The organism is Sphingomonas sp. JC676, from assembly GCF_014489075.1.
GTDB lineage: Bacteria > Pseudomonadota > Alphaproteobacteria > Sphingomonadales > Sphingomonadaceae > Sphingomonas.
In genome coordinates this window covers 329,196-352,470 of the sequence record NZ_JACTGR010000005.1, presented here as the reverse complement: position 1 = coordinate 352,470, position 23,275 = coordinate 329,196, and the positions used below count along the sequence as shown (strand labels likewise).

Annotated in this window: 17 protein-coding genes; 11 read left to right on the top strand and 6 right to left on the bottom strand. The window is 67.5% G+C overall.

Features of this window, described 5'->3' with window-relative positions:
• Nucleotides 1–8: 8 nt before the first annotated feature.
• Both maiA and IAG41_RS17875 read left to right on the top strand, forming a co-directional pair.
• Nucleotides 9–632 carry a maleylacetoacetate isomerase gene (maiA, locus tag IAG41_RS17880; protein WP_187730007.1) on the top strand — a complete coding sequence of 208 codons (624 nt, stop codon included), beginning with the start codon at nucleotides 9–11 and terminating at the stop codon, nucleotides 630–632.
• The gene (locus tag IAG41_RS17875; RefSeq protein WP_410468094.1) at nucleotides 629–2,689 is read left to right on the top strand and encodes a TonB-dependent receptor; all 2,061 of its coding nucleotides are present in this window, start codon (nucleotides 629–631) and stop codon (nucleotides 2,687–2,689) included. The genes maiA and IAG41_RS17875 overlap by 4 nt, the downstream gene beginning before the upstream one ends.
• Here the strand turns inward: IAG41_RS17875 and IAG41_RS17870 are convergent.
• Nucleotides 2,674–3,768: a glycosyltransferase gene (locus tag IAG41_RS17870; RefSeq protein ID WP_187730005.1), complete on the bottom strand. Its 1,095-nt coding sequence runs from the start codon at nucleotides 3,766–3,768 to the stop codon at nucleotides 2,674–2,676. The genes IAG41_RS17875 and IAG41_RS17870 overlap by 16 nt on opposite strands.
• A gap of 188 nt (nucleotides 3,769–3,956) precedes the next feature.
• On the opposite strand from IAG41_RS17870, the gene IAG41_RS17865 reads away from it, so the two are divergent.
• The 3 genes from IAG41_RS17865 to IAG41_RS17855 are packed head-to-tail and all read left to right on the top strand — an operon-like array spanning nucleotide 3,957 to nucleotide 6,617.
• Nucleotides 3,957–4,883 (top strand): hypothetical protein, encoded by a 927-nt coding sequence (locus IAG41_RS17865; protein WP_187730004.1) that lies wholly within the window; start codon nucleotides 3,957–3,959, stop codon nucleotides 4,881–4,883.
• Nucleotides 4,880–5,404 carry a DUF2141 domain-containing protein gene (locus IAG41_RS17860; protein ID WP_187730003.1) on the top strand — a complete coding sequence of 175 codons (525 nt, stop codon included), beginning with the start codon at nucleotides 4,880–4,882 and terminating at the stop codon, nucleotides 5,402–5,404. The genes IAG41_RS17865 and IAG41_RS17860 overlap by 4 nt, the downstream gene beginning before the upstream one ends.
• Before the next feature lie 13 nt (nucleotides 5,405–5,417).
• The gene (locus tag IAG41_RS17855; protein WP_187730002.1) at nucleotides 5,418–6,617 is read left to right on the top strand and encodes a glycosyltransferase; all 1,200 of its coding nucleotides are present in this window, start codon (nucleotides 5,418–5,420) and stop codon (nucleotides 6,615–6,617) included.
• Here the strand turns inward: IAG41_RS17855 and IAG41_RS17850 are convergent.
• Complete coding sequence (locus IAG41_RS17850) at nucleotides 6,557–8,104, bottom strand: ArnT family glycosyltransferase (RefSeq protein ID WP_187730001.1); 1,548 nt, start codon at nucleotides 8,102–8,104, stop codon at nucleotides 6,557–6,559. The genes IAG41_RS17855 and IAG41_RS17850 overlap by 61 nt on opposite strands.
• 375 nt (nucleotides 8,105–8,479) lie before the next feature.
• On the opposite strand from IAG41_RS17850, the gene IAG41_RS17845 reads away from it, so the two are divergent.
• Nucleotides 8,480–10,099, top strand: coding sequence for an alkaline phosphatase D family protein (locus tag IAG41_RS17845; RefSeq protein ID WP_187730000.1), 1,620 nt, complete (start codon nucleotides 8,480–8,482; stop codon nucleotides 10,097–10,099).
• A gap of 160 nt (nucleotides 10,100–10,259) precedes the next feature.
• Here the strand turns inward: IAG41_RS17845 and pepN are convergent, their stop codons facing one another.
• Nucleotides 10,260–12,848, bottom strand: a complete 2,589-nt coding sequence (pepN, locus tag IAG41_RS17840; RefSeq protein WP_187729999.1) for an aminopeptidase N — start codon at nucleotides 12,846–12,848, stop codon at nucleotides 10,260–10,262.
• Between the two features lie 119 nt (nucleotides 12,849–12,967).
• On the opposite strand from pepN, the gene IAG41_RS17835 reads away from it, so the two are divergent.
• Genes IAG41_RS17835 through IAG41_RS17815 form a run of 5 tightly spaced genes read left to right on the top strand, consistent with a single transcriptional unit; the run spans nucleotide 12,968 to nucleotide 19,035 of the window.
• Nucleotides 12,968–14,623: a M28 family metallopeptidase gene (locus IAG41_RS17835; RefSeq protein WP_187729998.1), complete on the top strand. Its 1,656-nt coding sequence runs from the start codon at nucleotides 12,968–12,970 to the stop codon at nucleotides 14,621–14,623.
• 11 nt (nucleotides 14,624–14,634) lie between these two features.
• Nucleotides 14,635–16,248, top strand: coding sequence for a M28 family metallopeptidase (locus IAG41_RS17830; RefSeq protein WP_187729997.1), 1,614 nt, complete (start codon nucleotides 14,635–14,637; stop codon nucleotides 16,246–16,248).
• A gap of 24 nt (nucleotides 16,249–16,272) precedes the next feature.
• The gene (locus IAG41_RS17825; RefSeq protein ID WP_187729996.1) at nucleotides 16,273–17,880 is read left to right on the top strand and encodes a M28 family metallopeptidase; all 1,608 of its coding nucleotides are present in this window, start codon (nucleotides 16,273–16,275) and stop codon (nucleotides 17,878–17,880) included.
• A 34-nt stretch (nucleotides 17,881–17,914) separates the two neighbouring features.
• Nucleotides 17,915–18,208, top strand: coding sequence for a hypothetical protein (locus tag IAG41_RS17820; protein WP_187729995.1), 294 nt, complete (start codon nucleotides 17,915–17,917; stop codon nucleotides 18,206–18,208).
• Between the two features lie 2 nt (nucleotides 18,209–18,210).
• On the top strand, nucleotides 18,211–19,035 hold the full coding sequence (locus IAG41_RS17815) for an NAD(P)-dependent oxidoreductase (RefSeq protein ID WP_187729994.1): 825 nt from the start codon (nucleotides 18,211–18,213) through the stop codon (nucleotides 19,033–19,035).
• Here IAG41_RS17815 and IAG41_RS17810 read toward each other — a convergent pair.
• From IAG41_RS17810 to IAG41_RS17800, 3 genes are all read right to left on the bottom strand, one after another.
• Nucleotides 18,945–19,856, bottom strand: coding sequence for a DMT family transporter (locus IAG41_RS17810; protein ID WP_187729993.1), 912 nt, complete (start codon nucleotides 19,854–19,856; stop codon nucleotides 18,945–18,947). The two genes, IAG41_RS17815 and IAG41_RS17810, sit on opposite strands and share 91 nt — an antisense overlap.
• Nucleotides 19,857–20,016: 160 nt before the next feature.
• Nucleotides 20,017–21,018: a threonine aldolase family protein gene (locus IAG41_RS17805; RefSeq protein WP_187729992.1), complete on the bottom strand. Its 1,002-nt coding sequence runs from the start codon at nucleotides 21,016–21,018 to the stop codon at nucleotides 20,017–20,019.
• Nucleotides 21,019–21,051: 33 nt separating this feature from the next.
• The gene (locus tag IAG41_RS17800) at nucleotides 21,052–23,100 is read right to left on the bottom strand and encodes a transglycosylase domain-containing protein (protein WP_410468097.1); all 2,049 of its coding nucleotides are present in this window, start codon (nucleotides 23,098–23,100) and stop codon (nucleotides 21,052–21,054) included.
• Between the last annotated feature and the right edge of the window lie 175 nt (nucleotides 23,101–23,275).

Genomic DNA, 23,275 nt, shown 5'->3' with positions numbered 1-23,275 from the left:
GACGCGCCATGCTGCTCTATGACTATTTCCGGTCGTCCGCCTCTTATCGGGTGCGGATCGCGCTCAACCTCAAGGGCATCGCCTATGAGCAGCGCGACGTGATGCTGCTCGAAAACCAGCAGCGCAGCCCCGAGCATCTCGCGCGCCATCCCCAGGGCCTAGTCCCCGCGCTGGAGGTGGACGGCAAGGTCATCACCCAGAGCCTGGCGATCATCGACTGGCTCGATGCGCGCTATCCCGAGCCCCGGCTGATCCCCGCCGACGCCGATGCCCGCGCGGCCGTGCTCGCCCGCGCGCTGCTGATCGGCGCGGACATCCATCCGCTCAACAATCTCCGGGTGATGCGCTATCTCGCGCACGAACTGCATGTCGACGAGTTCCACCGCAACGCCTGGACCCGTCACTGGATCGAGCACGGCTTCGCGGCGCTCGAGACGATGGCGGGCGAGGGGCCGTTCCTCGGAGGCGACGCGCCGGACATCTCGGACGTGTTCCTGGTCCCGCAATTCTTCAACGCCCGCCGATTCGACGTGCCGCTGATGCCCTATCCCAAGCTCCGCCGCGCCGAATGCGCCGCCGCCGAGATCCCCGCCTTCGCCGCCGCGCATCCCGATCGAGTCGCGCCCAAGTGAAATTGCTCGGATGCGCGGCAGGCCTGCTGCTCGCCGCGCCCGCCTTTGCGCAGGATGCGCCGTCTGCGCCTGGCGAGATCGTCGTCACCGGGCGCGGGCTCGATTCACCGCCGGGCGAGGCGGCGTACGACGTCGTTACCATCGATCGCGCCCGGCTCGCCGATACCGCCAGCAATCGGCTGGAAGACGTGCTGCGCGATGCCGCGGGCGTCGCCCAGTTCCGCCGCTCCGATTCGAGCTCGGCACACCCGACCAGCCAGGGCATTTCGCTGAGGGGCCTTGGCGGCAACGCCTCCAGCCGCGCCTTGCTGCTGCTCGACGGCGTGCCGCAGACCGATCCGTTCGGCGGCTGGGTGCCGTTTCCCGCCTATCTGCCCGAGCGCCTCGCTTCGGCGCGCATCATCCGCGGCGCCGGCAGCGGCTATGCTGGCCCCGGCGCGCTTGCCGGCACGATCGAGCTCACCAGCGGCAGCCCGTCCGATCTCGGTCCGCTCCAGCTCGCCGCGGCCTATGGCAGCCGCGACAGCGTGGACGCGACTGCGGTCGGTTCCGCCACGCTGGGCAGCGGCTTCGTCACGCTCGCCGCGCAATATGGCCGGGGCGACGGCTTCACGCCGACGGTCGCGGAGGATCGCGGCCCCGTCGATCGCCCGGCACCCTACAAGCAGGCGAGCCTCGCGCTGCGCGGTGTGGTCGATCTGGGCGGCGGGGCGGAGCTCCAGACCAATGTCTCCGCCTTCAGCGACCGCCGCGATCGCGGCGTCGATTTCACCCAGGTGAAGAGCGACGGCGCCGATGCCAGCGTCCGGATCGTCAAGCGCGGCGACTGGGGCTGGTCGGCGCTCGCCTATCTTCAGACGCGGCAATTCGCCTCGGGGTTCGCCAGCATCAGCGACGCGCGCGACACGGTCACGCCCACGCTCAACCAGTATAACGTTCCGGCCACCGGGATCGGCGGCCGGATCGAGATCGCCCCGCCCGTCGGCGGCGGCATCACGCTGCGGCTCGGCAGCGACGTGCGCCGCGTCTCGGGCCGCACCCAGGAACTCTACACCTTCGTCGCCGGCCAGCCGACGCGGCAGCGCGTTGCGGGGGGCGAGAGCCTGACGCTGGGCGGCTTCGCCGATGCCAGCTACGAATCGGGCGATCTGACCCTGAACGCCGGCGGCCGGATCGATCGCTGGACGATCTCGAACGGCAGCCTGGTCGAGCGGCCGCTCGCCGCCGGCGCCGCGCTCACCGACAGCCATTTCCCGGATCGCAGCGGTACTGAAGCCACCGGCCGTCTGGGCGCTGCCTATGACCTGGGGAGCGTCACCCTGCGCGCCGCCGCCTATCGCGGCTGGCGCCTGCCGACGCTCAACGAGCTCTACCGCCCCTTCCGCGTCGGTGCCGACGCCACCGCCGCCAATGCGGCGCTCGATCCCGAGCGGATGTGGGGTGGCGAAATCGGCGTCGATCTGCGTCCGCTGCCGAATGTCGTGCTGCGCGCCACGGGCTATTGGAACCGGCTCGACGGCGCGATCGCCAATGTCACCATCGCCAATGGCCCCGGCACCTTCCCGGGGGTGGGCTTCGTCTCGGCGGCGGGCGTCTACCGCGTCCGCCAGAATCTCGACGCGGTCGAGGCCAAGGGTGTGGAGCTTGATGGCCGCTGGAGCCATGGCCCGCTCAGCGTAACCGCCTCCTATGCCTATATCGATGCGCGCGTGGACGCGTCGGGCGTCTCCGCCCCGCTCGACGGCCTCCGCCCGGCGCAGACAGCGAAACACCAGGGTTCGGCGACAGTCGCCTGGCGCCGGGGTGACGGAGGGGCCTCGCTCACCGCGCGCTATGCCGGCCCACAATTCGACGACGATCAGAACACGCGGACGCTGGCGGGCGCCTTCACCCTCGACGGCACCATCGCGGTCCCGGTCGCCGGCGGCCTGATCGCCGAGGCGCGGGGCGTGAACCTGTTCGACAGACAGGTCGAGGCGGGGATCAGCGGCCCGGGCGTGGTCGAGCGCGCGACGCCGCGCACGCTCTGGCTGGGATTCCGCTACCGGTTGCGTTGAGCGACCAGCCGGTCGAACAAAGCGAGATATTCCGCGATCGGATCGCCGCCGGCGGTAACGGGCTCGGGCCGTGCGCGTCCGGGCGCAAGCCAATGGTCGAGCGCGGCGACCAGCGCGCCCGCATCCTCGCGCGGCACCACCGTGCCCAGTTCGGGCCCCGTCACGATCTCGCGCACCGCCACGCTCGATTCGGTCGCGACTACCGGCGTCCCCTGTGAAAGCGCCTCGCGCAGCACTCCCGGTACGCCTTCATAATCCGATGTCAGCACCGCGACCGCCGCCCCGGCCATCGCCGGCAGGGGATCGTCGCTATACCCGGGCATGGTGACTCGATGCTCGAGCCCCAGCGCCCTGACTTGCGCCTCGAGCGCTGCCCGCGCGCTGCCCTCGCCGATCAGCAGGAGCGCGATTTCCCTATCGGCGATCCGCGGAAGCGCCGCGATCAGCCGGTCCCAGCGCTTCTGCGGCTCCAGCCGCCCGACTCCGACGATATAGCGGCCCCTGGGCAGCGCGGTGGCCACCGCTCCGGGTGCTGTCAGGGTCGGCGGATTGGCGATGACGCTGATCCGCTCCGCCGGCATCCGCATCTCGGCGATCGCCTCCGCCGCCATCGCCGGAGTCATCGCGACGAGCTGCGCGAGGAAGCGCGGATGCAGCCGCAGCCAGCGGCGATACGCCCATGCCGTCATCGCGTTCATGTCCGGACGCACCAGCGCGTTGGAGATCTTGCCCACGATCGGCGGGCAGGCGCGGCCGAGCCTGAGCCAGGCAATGGCAGCGGCGCCGCTGTAATAATTGCCCGGGCAGAAGATCAGGTCCGGCTGTGCCGCGCGCACCGCTCGCGCCATCCCGAACAATGTCGCGTAGCTGTCCCTGCCCAGGTCGACCAGCGTGATTCCCTCGGGCAGTTCGTCGCATTTTAGGCGCTCCCCGCTGGCCAGCACGAGCGTCACCCGACATCCCTCGCGCAGCCAACCCGCGGTCAGTCTAAGCAGGGCACGTTCTACCCCGCCGCGGTCGAGCGACTGGGCATATGTTAGTATATGCCTTGCGTCAGTGGTATGTGTGCGGTGCAGCATGGACTTGCGTATTGCCTTTCTAAAGCCCAAATCGCCCCCGCAATAAACCGCATTTCGGTGTCAATCGGCCTAATCCGTACTCGCGCCTGCAAGCGTGGAATAGGCAAGACACGGAAACAAAAAGAAATTTGTTGAACGTGTCGGTAGCGGAACCAAAGACAGTGAATAGTAAGGGGCGGGAAGCTTCGGTGAATACCAGCGCTGTCGAAGCCGCAATTCCGATTGCGCCCGATCTCGCGGGTCTGGAACCGGTCGAGAAGATCAAGCGCCGCTGGCCAGTGTTTCTGGGCGGCGCGTTGACGCTGTTGATGATCATCGGCCTCGGCCGCGAGCTGTTCGGGTCGGGGCTCGCGGGGCTGTCGCGCGCAGTACCGACCAATCCGCTCTTCTATTTGGTCTTCGCGGTCTATTATCTCGGCCCCCCGACCTTCGATTATATCATCTTCCGCCGGCTCTGGCAGATTCCGATCGCAGGCATGGCGGCGCTCCACAAGAAGCGCATCTCGAACGAAGTGCTGTTCGGCTATTCGGGCGAGGCCTATTTCTACGCCTGGGCGCGTCAGCGCACCCAGATGGTCGCGGCACCATTCGGCGCGGTCAAGGACGTGCTGATCCTGTCCGCGATCGCCGGCAACGCGGTGACGCTGATGGTCGTCGCGCTCGCGCTGCCGCTCGGCATCAATCTGATGAAGCCCGATCAGTTCAACATCCTGCTGGGCTCGATCGGCGTGATCTTCGCGATGTCGCTGCCGTTCCTCATCTTCTCCAAGCGCGTCTTCTCGCTGCCCCGCGGCGAGTTGTGGTGGGTGTTCGGCGTCCATTGTGTCCGCATCGTCTTCGGATCGGTGATGATCGCGATCGCCTGGCATCTCGCGATGCCCCAGATTTCGGTAGGCATCTGGCTGGTGCTCTCCGCGGCGCGCCTGCTTGCCTGGCGCCTGCCGCTGGTGCCGAACAAGGAGCTGCTGTTCGCCAATTTCGCGATCCTCGTGATCGGCCAGGGCCAGGCGCTTTCCGAACTCATGGCGCTGATCGCCGCGCTCACTTTGTGCGTGCACGTCGCGCTGATCGCGGGCTTCAGCATCCACGCTTTGCTGACGAGGAAAAGAGCATGACGAGTCTCAAGGTTCTTGCGGCATTGGCGCTTGCGGGGCTGGCGCTGCCCGCCACGCCGGCACTCGCCCAGCAGGATCCGGTCGACGGATCGTGCGCGTTCGGCTCTGGGCCGAAGCTCTACGTCACCGTGCAGGGTCTGAAGGACCGCACCGGCCGCCTGAAGCTCGAGCTCTATCCCGCGAACGAGACCGATTTCCTCAGGGACGACCGCGACCTGAAGAAGGAAGGCAAGCCCTTCCGCCGCATCTGGGCGACGACGCCGCAATCGGGCCCGGTCGTGCTGTGCATCCGTGCCCCCAGCGCGGGCCAATGGGCTTTGCTCTTCACGCATGACCGCGACGGCAAGAACAAGTTCAATTTCTGGCAGGACGGCGCCGGCTTCACCAGCAGCCAGCGCCTGGGCCGCAGCCGGCCCAAGGTCGGCCAGGCGCGCGTAAACATCCCCGCGAACGGTGGTGGCGTCACGGTGCGCGCCCAATATCTGCGCGGCCTGGGCGGCTTCGGCCCGCTCGACGACTGAGGGAATAGCGACCATGCGCATCGTCGACGTCAACGAATATTATTCGCCCACCGGCGGTGGCGTGCGCACCTATCTCGACCGCAAGATGGGGATCATGGCCGATCTCGGCCACGAGCTGATCGTCGTCGCGCCCGCGCTCGAGGATTCGGTCGAGGAGCGACCGGGCGGCGGTCGCATCATCTGGATGAAGGCGCCGTCGCTGATCGTCGACAAGAATTACGGCATCTTCGTCTGGGACCAGCCGATCTGGGACCTGCTCGATCAGCTCAAGCCCGACGTCGTCGAGACCAGCTCGCCCTGGCGGCCGGCCTGGACCGTGGGCCGCTGGAAAGGCGACGCGCTCAAGGTGTTCTTCGCGCATGGCGATCAGATTGGCGCCTATCCGCAACGCTGGCTCGACAGCGTCGCGACTCCGGTCCAGGTCGAGCAGGCGTTCGACTGGTACTCGCGCTACATGGACAGCTTCCTGTCCAAGTACGACGCGCACGTCACTAACGGCCCGGCGCTCGCCAAGCGCTTCCGCCGCCGCGGCCAGCATGTCGATGCCTCGATGCCGCTCGGCATCGAGCGGAGCTGGTTCTCGCCTGATCTGCGCGACGAGAATCTGCGCGCGGCTTTGCTTGCCCAGTGCGGCCTTCCGCCCGAGGGGCATCTGCTGCTCGGGCTCGGCCGTCACCACAAAGAAAAGCGCTGGCCGCTGGTGATCGACGCGGTCGAGGCGGCGGCGAACGACCTGCCGGTCGGGCTCGTCCTGATCGGCGACGGCGTCGAGCGGCGTCATCTCGAGGCGCGGATCGCGGGAAGCCCGCATATCCGCATCTTCCGCCCGGTCTACGATCGCGTCCGCCTGTCGCGGATCATGGCGAGCTGCGACGCGCTGATCCACGGATCGGACGCCGAGCCGTTCGGCCTAGTCGCCTCCGAAGCGCTGGCCTCGGGCCTGCCGCTGATCGGTCCCGACGAGGGCGGCTTCGCCGAACTGGCCGATCCGCTGTTCGCCGAGACCTATGCCGCGCGCGACGCTTATTCTGCCGCCGATGCAATCCGCCGCATGTTCGCGCGCGAGCCGGCGATCCTGCGCAACGCCGCGCGCGTCGCCGCCGGCAAGGTGCGCAGCGATTACGACCACACGGTCGAGCTGATGGCTTATTATCAGGGTCTCTTGGACGCCAGGCGCGGCACGCCCGCGCTGCGCGCGATCGGCAGCTTGTAGACGTCGATCAGGACATCGCCGAGCGGGTAGCGGCCGGTCAGCCGGTACCCGAGCGCCTGCATTTCCTTCCACGCCACCTGCCGCACCTGCAGCCGCTCGCCGGCATATTCGGGGCGCATCACCACCACTTCGGGCTTCTTCGCGAAGATCCGCCGCTCCTCGGTGATCTGGTCGATGCCCAGTGCGCCGTTCTCGCGTTCGCGCGACAAATGGCTTGGGAATATCCACGGCGTCACCGCGCAGCGATCGGTATAGCTGTAGAGGATGGCGTTCCCCGAATGGACGTAGAGGCAGCCCTGGCCCCGGCCGATGCCGCCCGCGAGATTGTCGAGCTCCTCGGCATTGCCGCGATGCCACATCGCGCTCCACGCGGTGTACTCGCCGCCGCCCGCCGCTGCGAGCAGCATCACCGGCATGAAGACCTTGCGGCCGAGCGCGGTGCTGCCGACAAACCCTGCGCAGCACAGGCATGCCGGCACCATCACCGGCAGCGCATAATGGTTGAACCAGGATCCGAAGACGAGCAGCCCCACCACCGCCGCGATCAGCCAGCCAAAGAACAGCGCGCGCACCGGATGCTCGCTCTCATCCTTGACCGCCACGTGGCGCGATAGGCCGCTGACGATCAGCGGCAGCGCCAGGATCAGTGCGACCTTCAGGAACGCGCGCAACAACACGTCGCTGGGATCGCTCTGGCGTTCGAGGATCGATCCGAAATTGGCATAGACCCAGGCGTCGCCATGGCCGATCGCGAAATAGGTGATCCCCGCGAACAGCGTCGGCACCCAGGCGGCGGCGGCGAGCACAGCACCGCGGCGCAGGATGTGCGGGAGCGTCGTCCCCAGCTTCCATTCGCGCCACATCAGCCACAGGCCGAGGAACATGCCCTCGAACACCACCGAATATTTGATCTGCATCGAGATGCCGACCAGCCCCATCGCCAGGATCGCGCGGTGGATCCGCCTGCGGTCGCCACTCGCATCGTCGGGGCGCGGCACCACCAGCAGGATCGCCCATGCCATCAGCAGGTTGTAGAAGACCGGCGCCTGCCCGCCCTGGCCGTCGCCGAAGCCGAGCATGAAGATATAGAGCAATGCGGAGAACAGCGCGCCGCGGCCCCAGCCGGCGCGTTCGGCCAGCCTGCCGATCAGCAGCGCGGTGCCCACCACGCTCGCCAGCGCCATCATCTGATAGACCCAGATGCCCAGCGGCACGCCGAACAGCGCCGGCGGGATATAGATCAGGAACAGCCCGATCGGCTTGCGGTCCCACACGTCGACATAGGGGATCGCGCCTTCCAGCATCCGCTGCGCGGTGACGAAATAGAATTCCTCGTCGACATGGACGACCGGGTTGCCGAAGGTCAGCGCGCGCACGCAAATGGCAGCGAACAGCAATATCGACCAGCGCGGCATTTCGGCGAGTGCGGCGAGAATCGAAGGCAGGCGCGCGGGCGAAACTTCTAGCGCGGCGATCTTGGTAGCCATCAGATTCGGTCGAAGCAGATTGGGCGGAAGCCGGTGGAAAGGGCAGTCATGATCGAAATAACGCGCTCCGCAATGGCGTCCGGCATTGTCCGGCGGGCGAATGTGCTGAAGACGTAATAGCCGGAGCGTTTCCGTAGTACGAGCCGCTCGTGCCGCGGATCATATTGCCTCGCCCTCATTTTGGCACGGTCGATCCGGAAAGGGGGCGCTGCGGTTCGGGCGGCGCGCGCCAGAAGGCGGGGCGGGAGGGGGTTTCGCATTGTTTTTCCGGCTGCGTTGCGGGCGACTTGCGAATGCCTTAGCCCGACAAGCCGGCGCTGTCACGAACCCGCCATCTAGCGGGCGCAAGCAGCCGGCGACTTAGGGAGGGTTCCAATGACGCTTCGCATCGATCGCCGTTCGCTTCTCATCACCGGCACCTTGGGCATCGGCGCGCTCGCCATCCCCGGTTTCGCGCTGGCGCAGGCGGCCGCACAGGGCTTCACCCATTCGGTCGCCTCGGGCGAGCCGGGCCCCGATACGATGCTGCTCTGGACGCGCTACGTCCCCGCCGATCGGGGCGCGGTGAAGCTCAAGGCCGAGATTTCGAAGACCGAGGATTTCGCGAAGATAGTCTCGGGCGGCGAGCAGATCACCGGCCCCTGGCGCGATCACACCGCCAAGATCACGGTCGAGGGCCTCGAGCCCGGCACCCATTATTTCTACCGCTTCGTCGCGCCCGATGGCAGCTTCTCAGCCGTAGGGCGCACCAAGACGCTGCCCGCCGGCAATGTCGGTCGCTTCGGCGTCGCGATCTTCTCCTGCTCGAACATGCCGTTCGGCTTCTTCAACGCTTATGGCCATGCCGCGGCGCGCGCCGATGTCGATCTCTGGGTGCATCTCGGCGACTATCTCTACGAGTATAAGCAGGGCGGTTACGGTCCCTCCGGCGGTGCGGTCGCCAATCGCTGGCCGGAGCCTGCGACCGAGATGATCCAGCTCGCCGATTATCGCCTGCGCTACGCCAGCTACCGCAGCGATCCGGACCTGCAGGAGCTGCACCGGGTCAAGCCGATGATCGTCCAGATGGACGATCACGAATCGGCGAACAACAGCCGCGAGATGAGCGCGCAGAACCACCAGGCCGACGAAGGCGACTGGAACATCCGCAAGGCGATGGCGCTCCAGGCGTTCCGGGAGTGGATGCCGGTCTCGGAAACGCCCTGGGGCAGCTATGATATCGGCACGCTCGCCACTCTGTACCGCACCGAAAGCCGCCTGATCGCGCGCAGCGACGAACCCGAGGTCGCGCCGCTGTTCCGTGCCGCCGATCCCGCAAAGGCGCTCGCCGCGTTCCGCGACGGTCCGCTCCAGGATGCCGCGCGCACCATGCTTGGTACCGAGCAGGAGATCTGGCTCGGCCACGCGCTGAAGAAGTCGGTGCGCACCGGCCAGAAATGGCAGGTCGTCGGCTTCGGCACGATCATGGGCAACCAGCGCATGCCCGAGAACGCGATGGACTGGATCAAGCCGGACGCGCCGGCGGGCACCAAGGCCTATGTCCAGGCGGGCGTGATGGCGTCGAAGCTCGGCCTGCCTTCGGACCTCGACAATTGGGGCGGCTTCCCCGCGGCCCGCGCGCGCTTCCTCAAATCGGCGCAGGCGGCAGGTTCGGATCTGCTCGTCATCTGCGGCGACAGCCACAATGCCTGGGCGTTCGACCTGGGCCAGGACGGCAAGCCCGCCGGCGTCGAGTTCGCCGGCCACAGCGTCACTTCGCCCGGCTATGAGAACGGCAGCAGCACCGATCCCAAGGTGATCGCCGCCGCTCTGGTCGCGACCAATCCCGAGCTCAAATGGTGCGACACCAGCCGCCGCGGCTATATGGCGCTGACGCTCACGCCTGATCAGGCGAAGAACGACTGGGTGTTCATGGAAACGATCACCCAGCGCTCGCTCAAGGCGAGCGTGGGGCATAGCGCGACAGTGACGCGCGGTAAAAATGTGATGGGGTGATGTCTAAATCCTCCCCCAGCTTGCTGGGGGAGGGGGACCGCGCCCGTAGGGCGTGGTGGAGGGGCGGCGGACGGAGTCCGCCGCCTGACGTCGTCGGCCCCTCCGCCATGCTGCGCATGGTCTCCCTCCCCGAGCACAGCTCGGGGAGGAATGAAGGGACTCAATCCAGCGACTTGCTCGCCTGCTCGAACATGTCCTTGCTGAGCCCCGGCGCCGCGACGATCCGCTCCAGTTCGGCGCGCATCTTCGCCGCGCGCGCTGCGTCGAAGCGTTTCCAGCGCCCCAATGGCGGCACCAGCTTGGCGGCGGTCTGCGGATTGAGCTTGTCGAGCGCGATCAGCTGGTCCGCGACGAAGCGGTAGCCGCGCCCGCCGGCGTCGTGGAACGCGCGCTGGTTGACGCTGAACGCGCCGATCAGCGAGCGCGCGCGATTGGGATTGGCCAGTGTGAAGTCGCGGTGGTGAACGAGCTTCTCGACGATCTCCGCGGTATCGTCGCGGCTCGACAGCGCCTGGGTCTGGAACCATTTGTCGAGCACCAGTCCGTTGCCGGCATAACGCTGGTAGAAGGCCTCCAGCGCCCTTTCGCGCAAGGGGGAGGTGCCGTTGGCGAGCGTGGTCAGCGCGCCCTGGCGGTCGGTCATGTTGTCGGCGCCCTCATACTGGCCGAACGCCAGCTCGGCGGCATCCGCCGCGCCGGTCGCGGCGATATAGCCGAGCGCGACGGTCTTGAGCCGCCGCGCGCCCTTGCCCGCCGGCGAATATTCGAAGCGGTTGGCGCGCACGGCTTCGTATGCCCCGCGCCATTCGTCCTCGAGCGCCTTGCCAAGGTCGGCACGCAGCGCCTCGCGGGCGCGGAAGATCGCCTCGGGCTCGACCACCGCCATCTGGTCGCCGATGAAACTGTCGGACGGCAGCAGCACCGCCTCGGCGATGAAGGCGCGGTCGAGGTGCGGGTCGGTCAGCGTGTTGCGCACCGCGTCGATCACCGCATCATGCTCGCCCTTGCCGTTGGTCACCGCGGCGACCAGCGTATCGAGCATCAGCTGCTGCATCGCCTCATAGCGCGCGAAGGGATCGTCATCATGCGCCGAGAGGAAGGCAAGGTCCTTCGCCGTCCGGTTGGTATCGACGATCACCGGGGCCGAGAAAGCGCGGTTGATCGAGAGCACCGGCATTTCGGTGAGATTCTCGAACACCACTTCCTGCGCCGGCTCCTTCAGCAGCACGAGCTGCTCGTCGCATAGCGCCCGGCCGGTATATTCGCCGAACAGCTTGATCTTGAGCGGCAGCACCATCGGCTGCTTCTCGCTCTGGCCGGGGGTGGCGGGCACGGTCTGGCGCAAGGTCAGCCGCGCGCGGCCGCCCTCGCGCGCCAGCGTCGCCGATACGCGCGGCGTGCCCGCCTGGCTGTACCAGCGGCGGAACTGGCTCAGGTCGACGCCGCCGCCATCCTCCATCGACTGGACGAAATCCTCGCAGGTCGCCGCCGTCCCGTCGAACCGCTCGAAATAGAGATCGGTCGCGGCGCGGAAATTGTCCTTGCCCAGGATCGTCGCCATCATCCGGATGACTTCGGCGCCCTTGTTGTAGATCGTCGCGGTATAGAAGTTCGAGATCTCGATATATTCGTCGGGGCGCACCGGATGCGCGAGCGGGCCGGCATCCTCGGGGAACTGGCTGGCGCGCAAGCCGCGCACATCCTCGATCCGCTTGACCGCGGCGCTGCCCTGGTCGGCCGAGAAGCTCTGGTCGCGGAAGACGGTGAAGCCTTCCTTGAGGCTGAGCTGGAACCAGTCGCGGCAGGTGACGCGATTGCCCGACCAGTTGTGGAAATATTCGTGCGCGACCACCGCGGCGATCGCGTCATAGTCGTAATCGGTCGCGGTATCCGGATCAGCAAGGATGTAGCGCGAATTGAAGACGTTGAGCCCCTTATTCTCCATCGCGCCGAAGTTGAAGTCGTCGACCGCAACGATGTTGAACACGTCGAGGTCATATTCGCGGCCATAGACCTTCTCGTCCCAGGCCATGGCGAGCTTGAGCGCGTGGAGCGCATGATCGGTCTTGGCGAGATCGGGCTCGCGCACCCAGATGCCGAGTTGCACGTCGCGGCCGGACATCGTCGTGAAGGTGCCGCGATTGGCGACCAGGTCGCCCGCCACCAGCGCGAACAGATAGCTCGGCTTGGGGAAGGGATCGTGCCATTCCGCCCAATGCCTGCCGCCCTCGGCATCGCCCTGGGCGATCGGATCGCCGTTCGCCAGCAGCACCGGGAAGCGCGCCTTGTCGGCGGTCATCCTGACCTTGTAGCGGGTCAGCACGTCGGGCCGGTCGGGGAAGAAGGTGATGCGGCGGAAGCCCTCGGCCTCGCACTGGGTGCACAGCATCCCGCCCGAGGCATAGAGCCCCTGCAGCTGGGTGTTGCGCTCGGGCGCGATCACTACTTCGGTCTGGATCGTGTGCGCCGCGCCGCTGAGCGGGATCACCAGATCGGCTCCGTCCATCTCCCAGCCGCTCGCCGCCACGCCGTCGACGCGCACCGACACCGGAGTCAGCCCGTCGCCGTTCAGCCGCAGCGGCCGGTCATGCGTGCCGTTCCGCTCGACCCACAGCGTGGCGGCGACGCGGGTGCTCGCCGGATCGAGATCGAAATCGATCGAAATCTCGGGAACGCGCCAGTCAGGCTCGCGATAGTCCTCGCGCCGCGTGACATGGGGCGCCTGGGTTGCGGTTCGAACGTCTGCCATCATCACGCCGATATAGGAGGCCGCCGCCGCCCACAACAAACCCCGGCAACAAATCTGTTCGCTTGCGCGCCTAATGCGGAATGCTACCGATGCCGCGGTTCCATTTCGTGAGGGGTTTCATGCTTCGATTGACCGCGCCGTTCGCGCTCGCCGTCGTGTTGGCCGGTCCGGCCCTGGCGCAAACCACCGCCGAGAAGAACGCGGTCGTCAATGCAGAGCTTCCCGCCGATCAGGCCGCGCTGAAGAGCCATGTCATGTTCCTCGCCTCGGATGCGATGGCGGGGCGCGAGGCGGGCAGCCACGAATTCGATATCGCCGCGCAATATGTCGCCGCGCAATTCTACGCCGCCGGGCTCAAGCCCGCGGGCGATGACGGCTCCTATCTGCAGAAGGTGCCGCTGGTCAGCTACAAGCTCGACGGCACCGGCGCGATGGTGGTGACGCGCAAGGGCGCCGCACCGGCCAGCCTGGTGGCGGGCGAGGATTTCACCGCCAACGCCAATCCGGCCCAGGCCAGCTACACGCTCACTGCCCCGGTGGTGTTCGTCGGCTATGGCATCGTCGGGCTGGGCCGCGACGACTATAAGGGCGTGGACGTGAAGGGGAAGATCGTCGCCTATTTCGGCGGCGCGCCCGAAGCGTTCCCGGGCGAGGAGCGCGCGCATTTCTCCAGCCCCGCCACCAAGGCCGAGATCGCGACGAAGCGCGGCGCGGTGGGCACGCTCACGCTCGAATCGCCGATCACCGCCAAGACGCGGCCCTTCGCCGCGATGGCCGTGAGTGGCACCCGTCCGCGCTTCACCTGGGCTGAAGCCGACGGTACCGGCCATGTCGCCACACCGGCGACTCCAGGGCTCGGCACGCTGAGCGCGGCCGGCGCGGCCAAATTGTTCGAAGGCGCCAAGACCCCCTGGGCGACGATCTGGAAGGCCGCCGAAGTGGACGGCGCCAGGTTCAAGCCGGTCCAGCTCCCCGGCACGCTCACCTTCTCGGCCAAGACCGTGTCGACCATATTGATGAGCGCGAACGTCGCCGGTCTGATCCCGGGCAGCGATCCGGCTCTGGCCAAGGAGGTCGTCGTCCTCTCCGCACATCTCGATCATATCGGCGTGGGCCGTCCGGACGCGACGGGCGACACGATCAACAATGGCGCGCTCGACGATGCGGTCGGCGTTGCCTCGCTGATTGAGGAGGCCAAGCGCTTCAAGACGGCGAACACCAAGCCGCGCCGCTCGATCCTGTTCCTTGCGGTCACCGCCGAGGAAAAGGGGCTGATCGGCTCCGATTATTACGCGCATAACCCGACCGTGGGGAAAGGCCGCATCGTCGCCGACGTCAATCTCGACATGCCGATCATCACCTACAAATTCCAGGATGTGGTCGTGTACGGCGCGCAGCATTCGACGCTGGGTCCGATCGTCGAGCGCGCCGGCAAGGCGATCGGCGTGACCCTGTCGGACGATCCGCTGCCCGACGAAGGCATCTTCGTCCGTTCGGACCATTACCGCTTCGTCCAGCAGGGCGTGCCCTCGGTCTTCCTGTGGCCCGGTGCGGGCGGCCCCGGCCGCGCCGCGATCGATGCCTTCATGAAGGATCACTACCACAAGCCGTCCGACGAGGTCGGTCAGTCGCCCGGCATCGATTGGGAATCGGGCGTGCGCTTCGTCGACGTCAACTATCGCATCGCCCGCGAGATCGCCGATGGCGACCAGCGACCGCTGTGGAACAAGGGCGATTTCTTCGGGCTGCTCTATGACGGCCCGGGCGCCAAGTGAGGGGGAAACACATGAAGCACGTCCTGATCGCACTGCCGCTGCTCGCGGCATTTCCCGCCGCCGCGCAGGATCTCGCGCCCGCCGAGGCGGCGCTCAAGGCGCATGTCGCCTTCCTCGCGTCCGATGCGATGAAGGGCCGCGAGCCCGGCACGCCTGAGTTCAACCTCGCCGCCGAATATGTCGCGGCGCAGATGCTCGGCGCCGGCCTCAAGCCCGCGGGCGACAACGGCAAGTGGTTCCAGGGCGTGCCTTTGCTCGCCTGGAAGGCCAAAGGCGAGGCCACGATGACCATGACGCAGGGCGGCGTCACCACCCCGCTCACCTTCGGCAAGGATTTCGTGTCGAGCGGCGGCTATCTCCCCGATTCCACCGTCGCGGGCGATCTGGTGTTCGTCGGCTATGGCGTCACCGACGCCGCGAGCAAGATCGACGATTACAAGGGTCTCGACGTCAAGGGGAAGATCGTCGTCGCGCTGTTCGGCGGGCCGAAGGGGCTGCCGAGCGAAGTCGCTGCCCATCTTGGCGATTCGGATACCAAGGCCGAGACCGCCCATGCGCATGGCGCGGCGGGCATCATGATGATCGAATCGGCGATGCTCAAGCAGGTCTATCCGTTCGAGAAGGTCGCCCAGAGCTGGAAGCAGCCGCGCATGGCAGCGCGCGACCAGGATGGCGGTCCGCATCTCCCGGGCAATCGCCTGCGGGGCGTCGGGCTGCTCAGCCAGGCCGGCGCCGCGAAGCTCTTCGCCGGTAGCAAGCTGAGCTGGGATGCGATCGCCGCCGCCGATGCCGCCGGCAAGCCGGTCCCCAGGGGGCCGATCGGCGCCAGCATCTCGCGCCACCAGCTTTCCGAGGTGTGGAAGGTCGAGAGCGAGAATGTCGTCGGCCGCCTTGAAGGTTCCGACCCGAGCCTGAAGGAACAGGTCGTCGTGCTCTCCGCGCATCTCGATCATGTCGGCATCGGCAACCCCGACGAGACCGGCGACACGATCTACAACGGCGCGATGGACAATGCCGTCGGCACCGCCTCGATGCTCGAGGTCGCCCGGGCCTTCCAGGCATCGGGCAAACCGCCCCGCCGCTCGATCCTGTTCGTCGCGGTGACGGCCGAGGAAAAGGGGCTGATCGGCTCCGAATATTTCGCCCTGCACCCGACCGTGCCGGTCAAGAGCATCGTTGCCAACGTCAATCTCGACATGCCGATCATCACCTACAAGTTCGAGGATCTGGTGGTGTACGGCGCCGATCGCACCAGCATCGGCCCCACCGTCGCCGCGGTAGGCAAGGAAGAGGGTATCGTCCTGACTCCGGACCCGGCACCCGAACAGGCAAGCTTCGTCCGCTCGGACCATTACAGCTTCGTCAAGGCGGGCATCCCCGCGGTCTCGCTCGAGCCCGGCCCCAAGGGCCCCGGCGGCCAGGCGATCGGCACCTTCCTCGCCAAGCATTATCACCAGCCGTCCGACCAGATCGATCAGAGCCCGGCGATCGACTGGTCCTCGGGCGTCCGCTTCGTGCGGATCAACTACAAGATCGCCCAGGCCATCGCGAACGCCGATCAGCGTCCGCTCTGGAACAAGGGCGATTATTTCGGCACCTTGTTCGACGGTCCCGGCGCCAAGTAACGTCTCTTCTCGAAAGTCCCCCCGATGCTGCGCTCGCTGCTCCTGCCTCTGCTGCTCGTCGCCCTGCCCGCCGGGGCGCAGACGCTTCCGCCCGAGCAGGCGGCGCTCAAGGCGCATGTCCAGCTCCTCGCCTCCGATGCCCTCAGGGGACGCGAGGCGGGCACGCACGATTTCGACGTCGCCGCCGAATATGTCGCATCGCAGATGGCGGGGATGGGACTCGTGCCCGCGGGCGGCAAGGGCAGCTGGTTCCAGCCCGTCCAGCTCGTCACCTTTCGCCCTTCGGACAAGGCGAAATGGACGCTGACCCGCGGCAAGACGCCGGTGCCGTTCCAGTTCGGCGTCGACTTCGTCAACGGACCCGTCCCGAGCAGCCCCGATTTCACGGCCGAGGGAGGTGTTGTCTTCGCGGGCTATGGGATCGTCTATCCCGAGGGCAAGCGCGACGATTACAAGGGACTCGACGTAAAGGGGAAGATCGTCGCGCTGCTGCCCGGCACGCCCGCCGGCCTGCCCAATGAGGTCACCGCGCATTTTGGTGACGACGACCAGAAGGCCCGCCTCGCCCAGGCCCGCGGCGCCAAGGCGGTGATCATTCTCGAATCCGCCGAGCGCCGTGCCCAATATGCATTCGAGGCGATCGTCCCGTTCTACGATTACGCGCGCAATACCTGGGCGGGCCCGGACGGGATCGCGCATGTCCCCGCGCCCGGCGCGCCGGTGGTCGGCTATGTCAGCCAGGTCGGCGCGGCCAAATTGTTTGAGGGCGCGAAGGTCAAATGGGCCGATGTCCTCGCCGCCGAGAAGAAGGGCGGCAAGATGCCCACCGGCGCGCTGATCGGCACGCTCGCCACCGCCAGCAAGACCCGTGTCCGCGCCGTCGAAACGCGCAACGTCGTCGGCAAGATCGAGGGCTCGGATCCGGTCCTCAAGAACCAGTACATCGTGCTCTCCGCACATCTCGATCACGTCGGCGTCGGCGATCCGGTCAATGGCGACCGCATCTATAACGGCGCGATGGACAATGCGATCGGCACCGCGATGATCCTCGAGATCGCGCGGTCGATCCAGGCGATGCCGCAAAAGCCGCGCCGCTCGATCCTGATCATCGCGCTCACCGCCGAGGAGAAGGGCCTGATCGGCTCCGACTATTTCGGCCACAATCCGACGGTGCCGAAGGACTCGCTGGTCGCGGACGTCAATCTCGACATGCCGATCCTTACCTATCCGCTCCAGGACCTGGTGGTGCTCGGTGGCGAGCGTTCGAGCATCGGCCCGGCGGTCGCCGCGGCTGCAGCCGACGAAGGTCTCAAGGTGGTCCCCGATCCCGCGCCCGAGGAAATGTTCTTCGTCCGCTCGGACCATTACAGCTTCGTCCAGTCGGGCATCCCGGCGGTATCGATCGACACCGGCCCCGGTGGCACGGGTGCGGCGGCGCAGAAGCTGTTCCTCGACAACAACTACCACAAGCCCTCGGACCAGATCGACCTGCCGTTCGACTGGAATTCGGCCGCCAAGTTCAAGCATGTCGGCCTCGCCACCGCGCTTTCGCTGGCAAATGCGGACCAGCGCCCCAGCTGGAACAAGGGCGATTTCTTCGGCGTGCTGTTCGGAGGATTTGGGGCGGAGTAGGATTCGGACCGGGGATGAGGCTGTGCAAGAGGAGGTGATCGAGGAAGTCGGCATCGATGAAGCGGAACGCCTCTACCTGCGGCCCACGCTGACCTCTTTCGACTATATCTATCGTGCAGGCATGGAGGTGAGCTGGGATCAGGCGGGCAAGCGGCTGTTCATTCCCAAGCCTCGGCAATGGACTCACCTCGAGTGGTTCCGTCAGATCATTGCAGCCGTCGCCGGCGAATATCGTGTCGCGTTGGAGCTTTCGCCCTCGACGATCTGGTCGAATATGCCGGAGGAATTGAGGACCGAGATCGAGGCGGCGGCACTGAAGAAGACGTAGCCATGCGCCTCCTGATCTTCGGTCCCGGCTACACCGCCTCGCGCCTCGTCGCCCGCCTCCAGACCCGCGGCTGGCGGATCGCCACCGTCACGCGCGAAACCTTCACCGATCGGACGCGCATCGTGTTCGAGATCGCGCGCGCCACACACATCCTCTCCAGCGTCCCGCCCGATGATGCGGCGGACCCCGTCCTCGCCGCCTGTGGCGCGGAGATCGCCGCTTCCTCCGCTTGGCTCGGCTATCTTTCCTCCACCGGCGTCTATGGCGACACCGGCGGCGCCTGGGCCGATGAGAGCGCCCCGCTCGCCGGCCGCCGCGGCCCGCGCCTCATCGCCGATGCCGCCTGGAGCAAACTCCCCAACGCCCGCATCTTCCGCCTGCCGGGCATTTACGGCCCCGGTCGCTCGGCGCTCGACCGGGTCGCCGCCGGCAATGCGATCCGCGTCGCGGTTCCCGGGCAGGTGTTCAGCCGCGTCCATGTCGACGATATCGTCGCGGGCGTGATCGCGGGCTTCGACGGCCCACCGGGCGCCTACAACCTCGCCGACGATTTCCCCGCCCCACAGAGCGATGTCCTCGCTTATGCGGCCGGCCTGCTCGGCGTCGCGCCAGTCCCGGAAGTCGCGCTGGAATCAGCCAATCTCACCCCACAGGCCCGCGCCTTCTATGCCGAGAACCGCCGCGTCGCGAACGGCAAGGCGAAGCGCCTGCTCGGCTGGCGTCTGCTTTATCCGGATTACCGGTTGGGCCTGCGTGCCTTGAGCGCGAGCACCAGCCCCGCCATCACCAGCACCGCGCCGGCCCCGGCCAGCAATGACCAGCGATAGCCCTCGAACACGGTCGACAGCAGCATCGCGATCACCGGGATCAGCACGCTGGTATAGGCCGCCTTGGCGGGGCCGATCGTGCGGATCAGCTGGAAATAGATGCTGAAGGTGATCGCCGATCCAATCACGCCCAGATAGGCGAGCCCGAGGAGATAGAAGCCGCGCGTCTCGATCACCGGCGCGCCGACGGTGGCGAAGGCGAAGAGCGCGTCGAACCCTGCGCCGATCAGCATCGCCCAGCCGAGCATCGTCGACATCGGATAGAGTTTGGCGGTTCCCGTCGCCTGCATCACGTTCGCGATCGAGGCAGAGAGCACGCCGAACAGCGCCAGCCCGATGCCGATCAGCGCCTCGTGCGGCCCCACCGGGCTCAGCCGTGCCTCGTGGACGAACAGCAGCGCGACGCCCGCCATCGCCACCGCCGATCCGATCAGCAGCTGCCTCCCCATCTTCTGGCCCAGGAAGATCCGCGCCAATACCGCGTTGGGTATCAGCAGCAGCGCATAGACCACCGCCACCACGCCCGAGGTGATGTGCTGCTCGGCGCGATAGACGAAGTTGAAGTTGAACACGAACTGGGCGAGCCCCAGCGCGGCGGCGAACAGGAAGCCGCGCATGTCGAGCATCAGCCGGTCGCGCCGCAGCGCCGCCCAGGCCAGCATCGCCACCCCCGCCACCGCGAACCGGTAACAGACCGACCAGCTTGGCGGCACCACCGCGAGCTGGTCCTTGATCACCAGCCAGGTCGAGCCCCAGATCAGCGTGACCACCGCAAACGGGATCAGAACGGAGAGCCGAGTGGAGCGGGGGGTGGTTTCCATCAAATCCTCCCCGAGCTCGCTCGGGGAGGGGGACCGCCGGCGGAGCCGGTGGTGGAGGGGCCGGCGCGGAACGCGCCGGTTTTACCGGCGCACCCCTCCACCAGCCTGCGGCTGGTCCCCCTCCCCGAGACAAGCTTGGGGAGGAATTTGAGAATGCCCCTCACAGCCTCCCGATCGCCTCGGCCAGCGGCCGGATCGCATCCTCGCTCTGGTCCCATGACGTCACCAGCCGCACTTCGCCCGGTGCCCAGTCGTAAAAGTCGAAGCCCAGCGCGCGCAGCCCCGCGGCCTCTTCCGGCGTAACCTTGAGGAACACTTCGTTTGCCTCGACCGGATGCACGAGCCGCTCGCCCGCCGCATCGGCCAGCAGTCGCGCGCCCGCATTCGCCGCGCGCCCATTGGCGATCCACAGATCGTCCTTGAGCATCGCCAGGATCTGCGCGGCGAGATAGCGGCCCTTGGAGAGCAACAGCCCGGCGCGCTTGCGGCGATAGAGCGTCAGCTCGGCCAGCTCGGGCTTGAAGAAGATCAGCGCCTCGGCGCTCATCGCGCCGTTCTTGACGAAGCCGAAGCTCAATATGTCGACGCCCGCCTTCCAGGTCACTTCGGCGGGATCGCAGCCGAGATGCGCCATGGCATTGGCGAAGCGCGCGCCGTCCATGTGCAGCCCCAGCCCGCGCTCGCGTGCCAGCGCGCCGATCGCGGCGACCTGCGCGGGGGTGTAGACCAGCCCATATTCGGTGGCGTTGGTGATCGAGATCGCGTGCGGCTGGACGCGGTGGACGTCGTTGGCGATCAGGTCGATCACCGCCAGGATGCTCTCCGGCGTCAGCTTCGCGCCCACGCCTTCGCCGATCATCAGCTTGGCGCCGTGTGTATAGAATTCGGGCGCGCCGCATTCGTCGTTCTGGATATGTGCGTCGCGGTGGCAGACCACGCCGCCATGCGGCGGGCAGAGCGCCGCCAGCGCCAGCGCATTGGCCGAGGTTCCCGAAGGCACCCAGAGCGCGCGCACCTCGGTGCCGAACAGGTCGGAGAAGCGCCCGTCGAGCGATTGCGACCATTGATCGCCGTCATAGGCGGTGTCGAGCCGATTGACGTCTGCAAGTGCCTGCAGGACCTGCGGGCAGACCGGGGCGGCGTTGTCGGAGAAGAAGCGCATGGTCACGCCCTTGCGGCAGCCCGGGCGCGGGCGTCAATGCTGCTCGCTATCGTCCGGCGCCCCGCGGCGAGAATCGCCGTCCGGCCCGGGGCGGCGCGGCCTGTCGCGCGGCGGCGTGCTGTCTCGCCCACCCGTCGCGTCCTCCTCGTCGCCACCTTGCAGCATGTCGCGCAGGCGATCGGCATCGATCTGCACGCCGTCCTCGTCCAGGCGCACGCCCACGCCGTTGAGCACGCCCTCCAGGTCGATCGAATTGTCGATCTGCTCTTCCTCCACCGGCGGGGGCGGCGGCAGCGTCAAATTCATCGCCCGCACCATGAAGTCGCGCCAGATCCGCGCGGGCAGCCCGCCCCCGGCAAGGCCGGGATTGGCGGTATTGTCGTCATTGCCCAGCCACACGCCGACGACCAGGTCGCCGGCATAGCCGATGAACAAAGCGTCGCGGCTGTCCTGCGTCGTGCCGGTCTTGCCGAAGGTCGGGATCGGCAGCGCCGCGCCGCGCCCGGTGCCCGATTCGACCACCGTCGCCAGCAGCGAGCGCATATCCTCCAGCTCATTACCGCGGAACTGCGCCGCGCCGCCCAGCCGCCGCGCCAGCCAGTCATCGGCCGATTCCTCATTGTCGAGCCCGCTCGGCCGCACCGGATAGGAGCCGTTGGAGATCGCGGCATAAGCGGCGGTCAGCTCGAGCAGCGATACGGTCGAGGTGCCCAAGGCGATCGAGGCGTCGTTGCCGATCGGGGTCGAGATGCCCAGGTCGCGCGCCGCCTTGGTGACGCGCGCGACGCCGAGTTGGTGGGTCAGCCGGGCGGCCGCGACGTTGCTGGACTTGGCGAAAGCCTGGCGGAGCGTGATCCGCCCGGCATAGCGGCCGTCGCTATTCTCGGGCTTCCAGTCGCCGATCGTCACCGGCGTATCGTCGATCATGCTGTCGGGGGTCATCCCCGATCTGAGCGCGGCCAGATAGACGAACAGCTTGAAGGTCGATCCCGGCTGGCGCCGCGCCTGGGTGGCGCGGTTGAACGGGCTGTCGGCATAGCTCTTGCCGCCGACCATCGCGACGACGCGCCCGTCCGGATGCATCGCCACCAAAGCGATCTGCGACTGGCGCAGCCCCGAGCTCTTCACCACCCGCTCGGCGACCTGCTGCAATCGCGAGTCGAGCGTGGTGCGAACCGTCTGCTCGGTCGCGACGCCGCCTGCGCGGTCGCGTGCCTGGGGCAGCACCCAGTCGGCGAAATAGGTCCCGTTGGGCAGCTCCTTGGTCTTGCTCACCCGGAGCACCGCCGGCCGCACGTCCGCCGCCTCGCTCTTCTCGAGGAAGCCGCCTTCGACCATCGCGCCGATCACGAGGCGTTGCCGGTCGCGCGCGCCCTTGAGGTTGCCCGTCGGCGCGAGCCGGCTCGGCGCCTGGACCAGTCCCGCCAGCAAGGTCGCCTGGCTGACGGTCAGGTCCTCGGGCGTCGTGCTGAAATAATGCTGCGCGGCCGCGCGCAGGCCATACACATTGTCGCCGAAATAGACGTTCGACAGATAGCGCGAGAGGATCTCGTCCTTCGAGAGCCACGCCTCCAGCCAGAAGGCGATCATCACTTCCTGCGCCTTGCGGCCGAAGGTCCGCTTCGAATTGAGGAAGGCGTTCTTGGCGAGCTGCTGGGTGATCGTGCTGCCGCCCTGCGATCCGCCCGAGCTCGTCACGTTGTGGACGAAGGCGCGCAATATGCCGCGCGGATCGACGCCCCAATGGCCGTAGAAGCGCCGGTCCTCGATCGCAACGAATGCGTCGCGAACATGCTTGGGCAGCTTCGCCGCATCCACCGGCTGGCCGATCACCGCGCCGCGCCGCGCGATCGGCGTGCCGTCCTCGGCGAGCAGGGTGATCGAAGGCGGTGCCGGCGGCCGCAGCGACTTGGAGAGCGGCGCGGTCAGCGCCAGCCAGCCGACCGCGACGATGAACAGGACGATCAGCGCCGCCACGCCCCGCGTCGCCCATTTCAGCCAGTTGCGGCGGCGGCGGGCAGGCGGGAGGACCGGGACATTGGTCGTGTCGCCGGAAGGCGCCGGCTCCCCGACCGGCGGCATAGGCGGCGGTGGGGAAGGGGGAGGCGAGGGAGGCGGCACCGTCGTCGCGCGGCGCGGCGCCTCGAGCGGCGGCAGCGCCCCCGCCAGCTCGACCGCGGGCGCCTCCAGCGCGCGCGGCTTCCAAATGCCGATGCGTTCGCGTGCCCGCGGCTCGGGCGGAACCGTGACCTCCTCC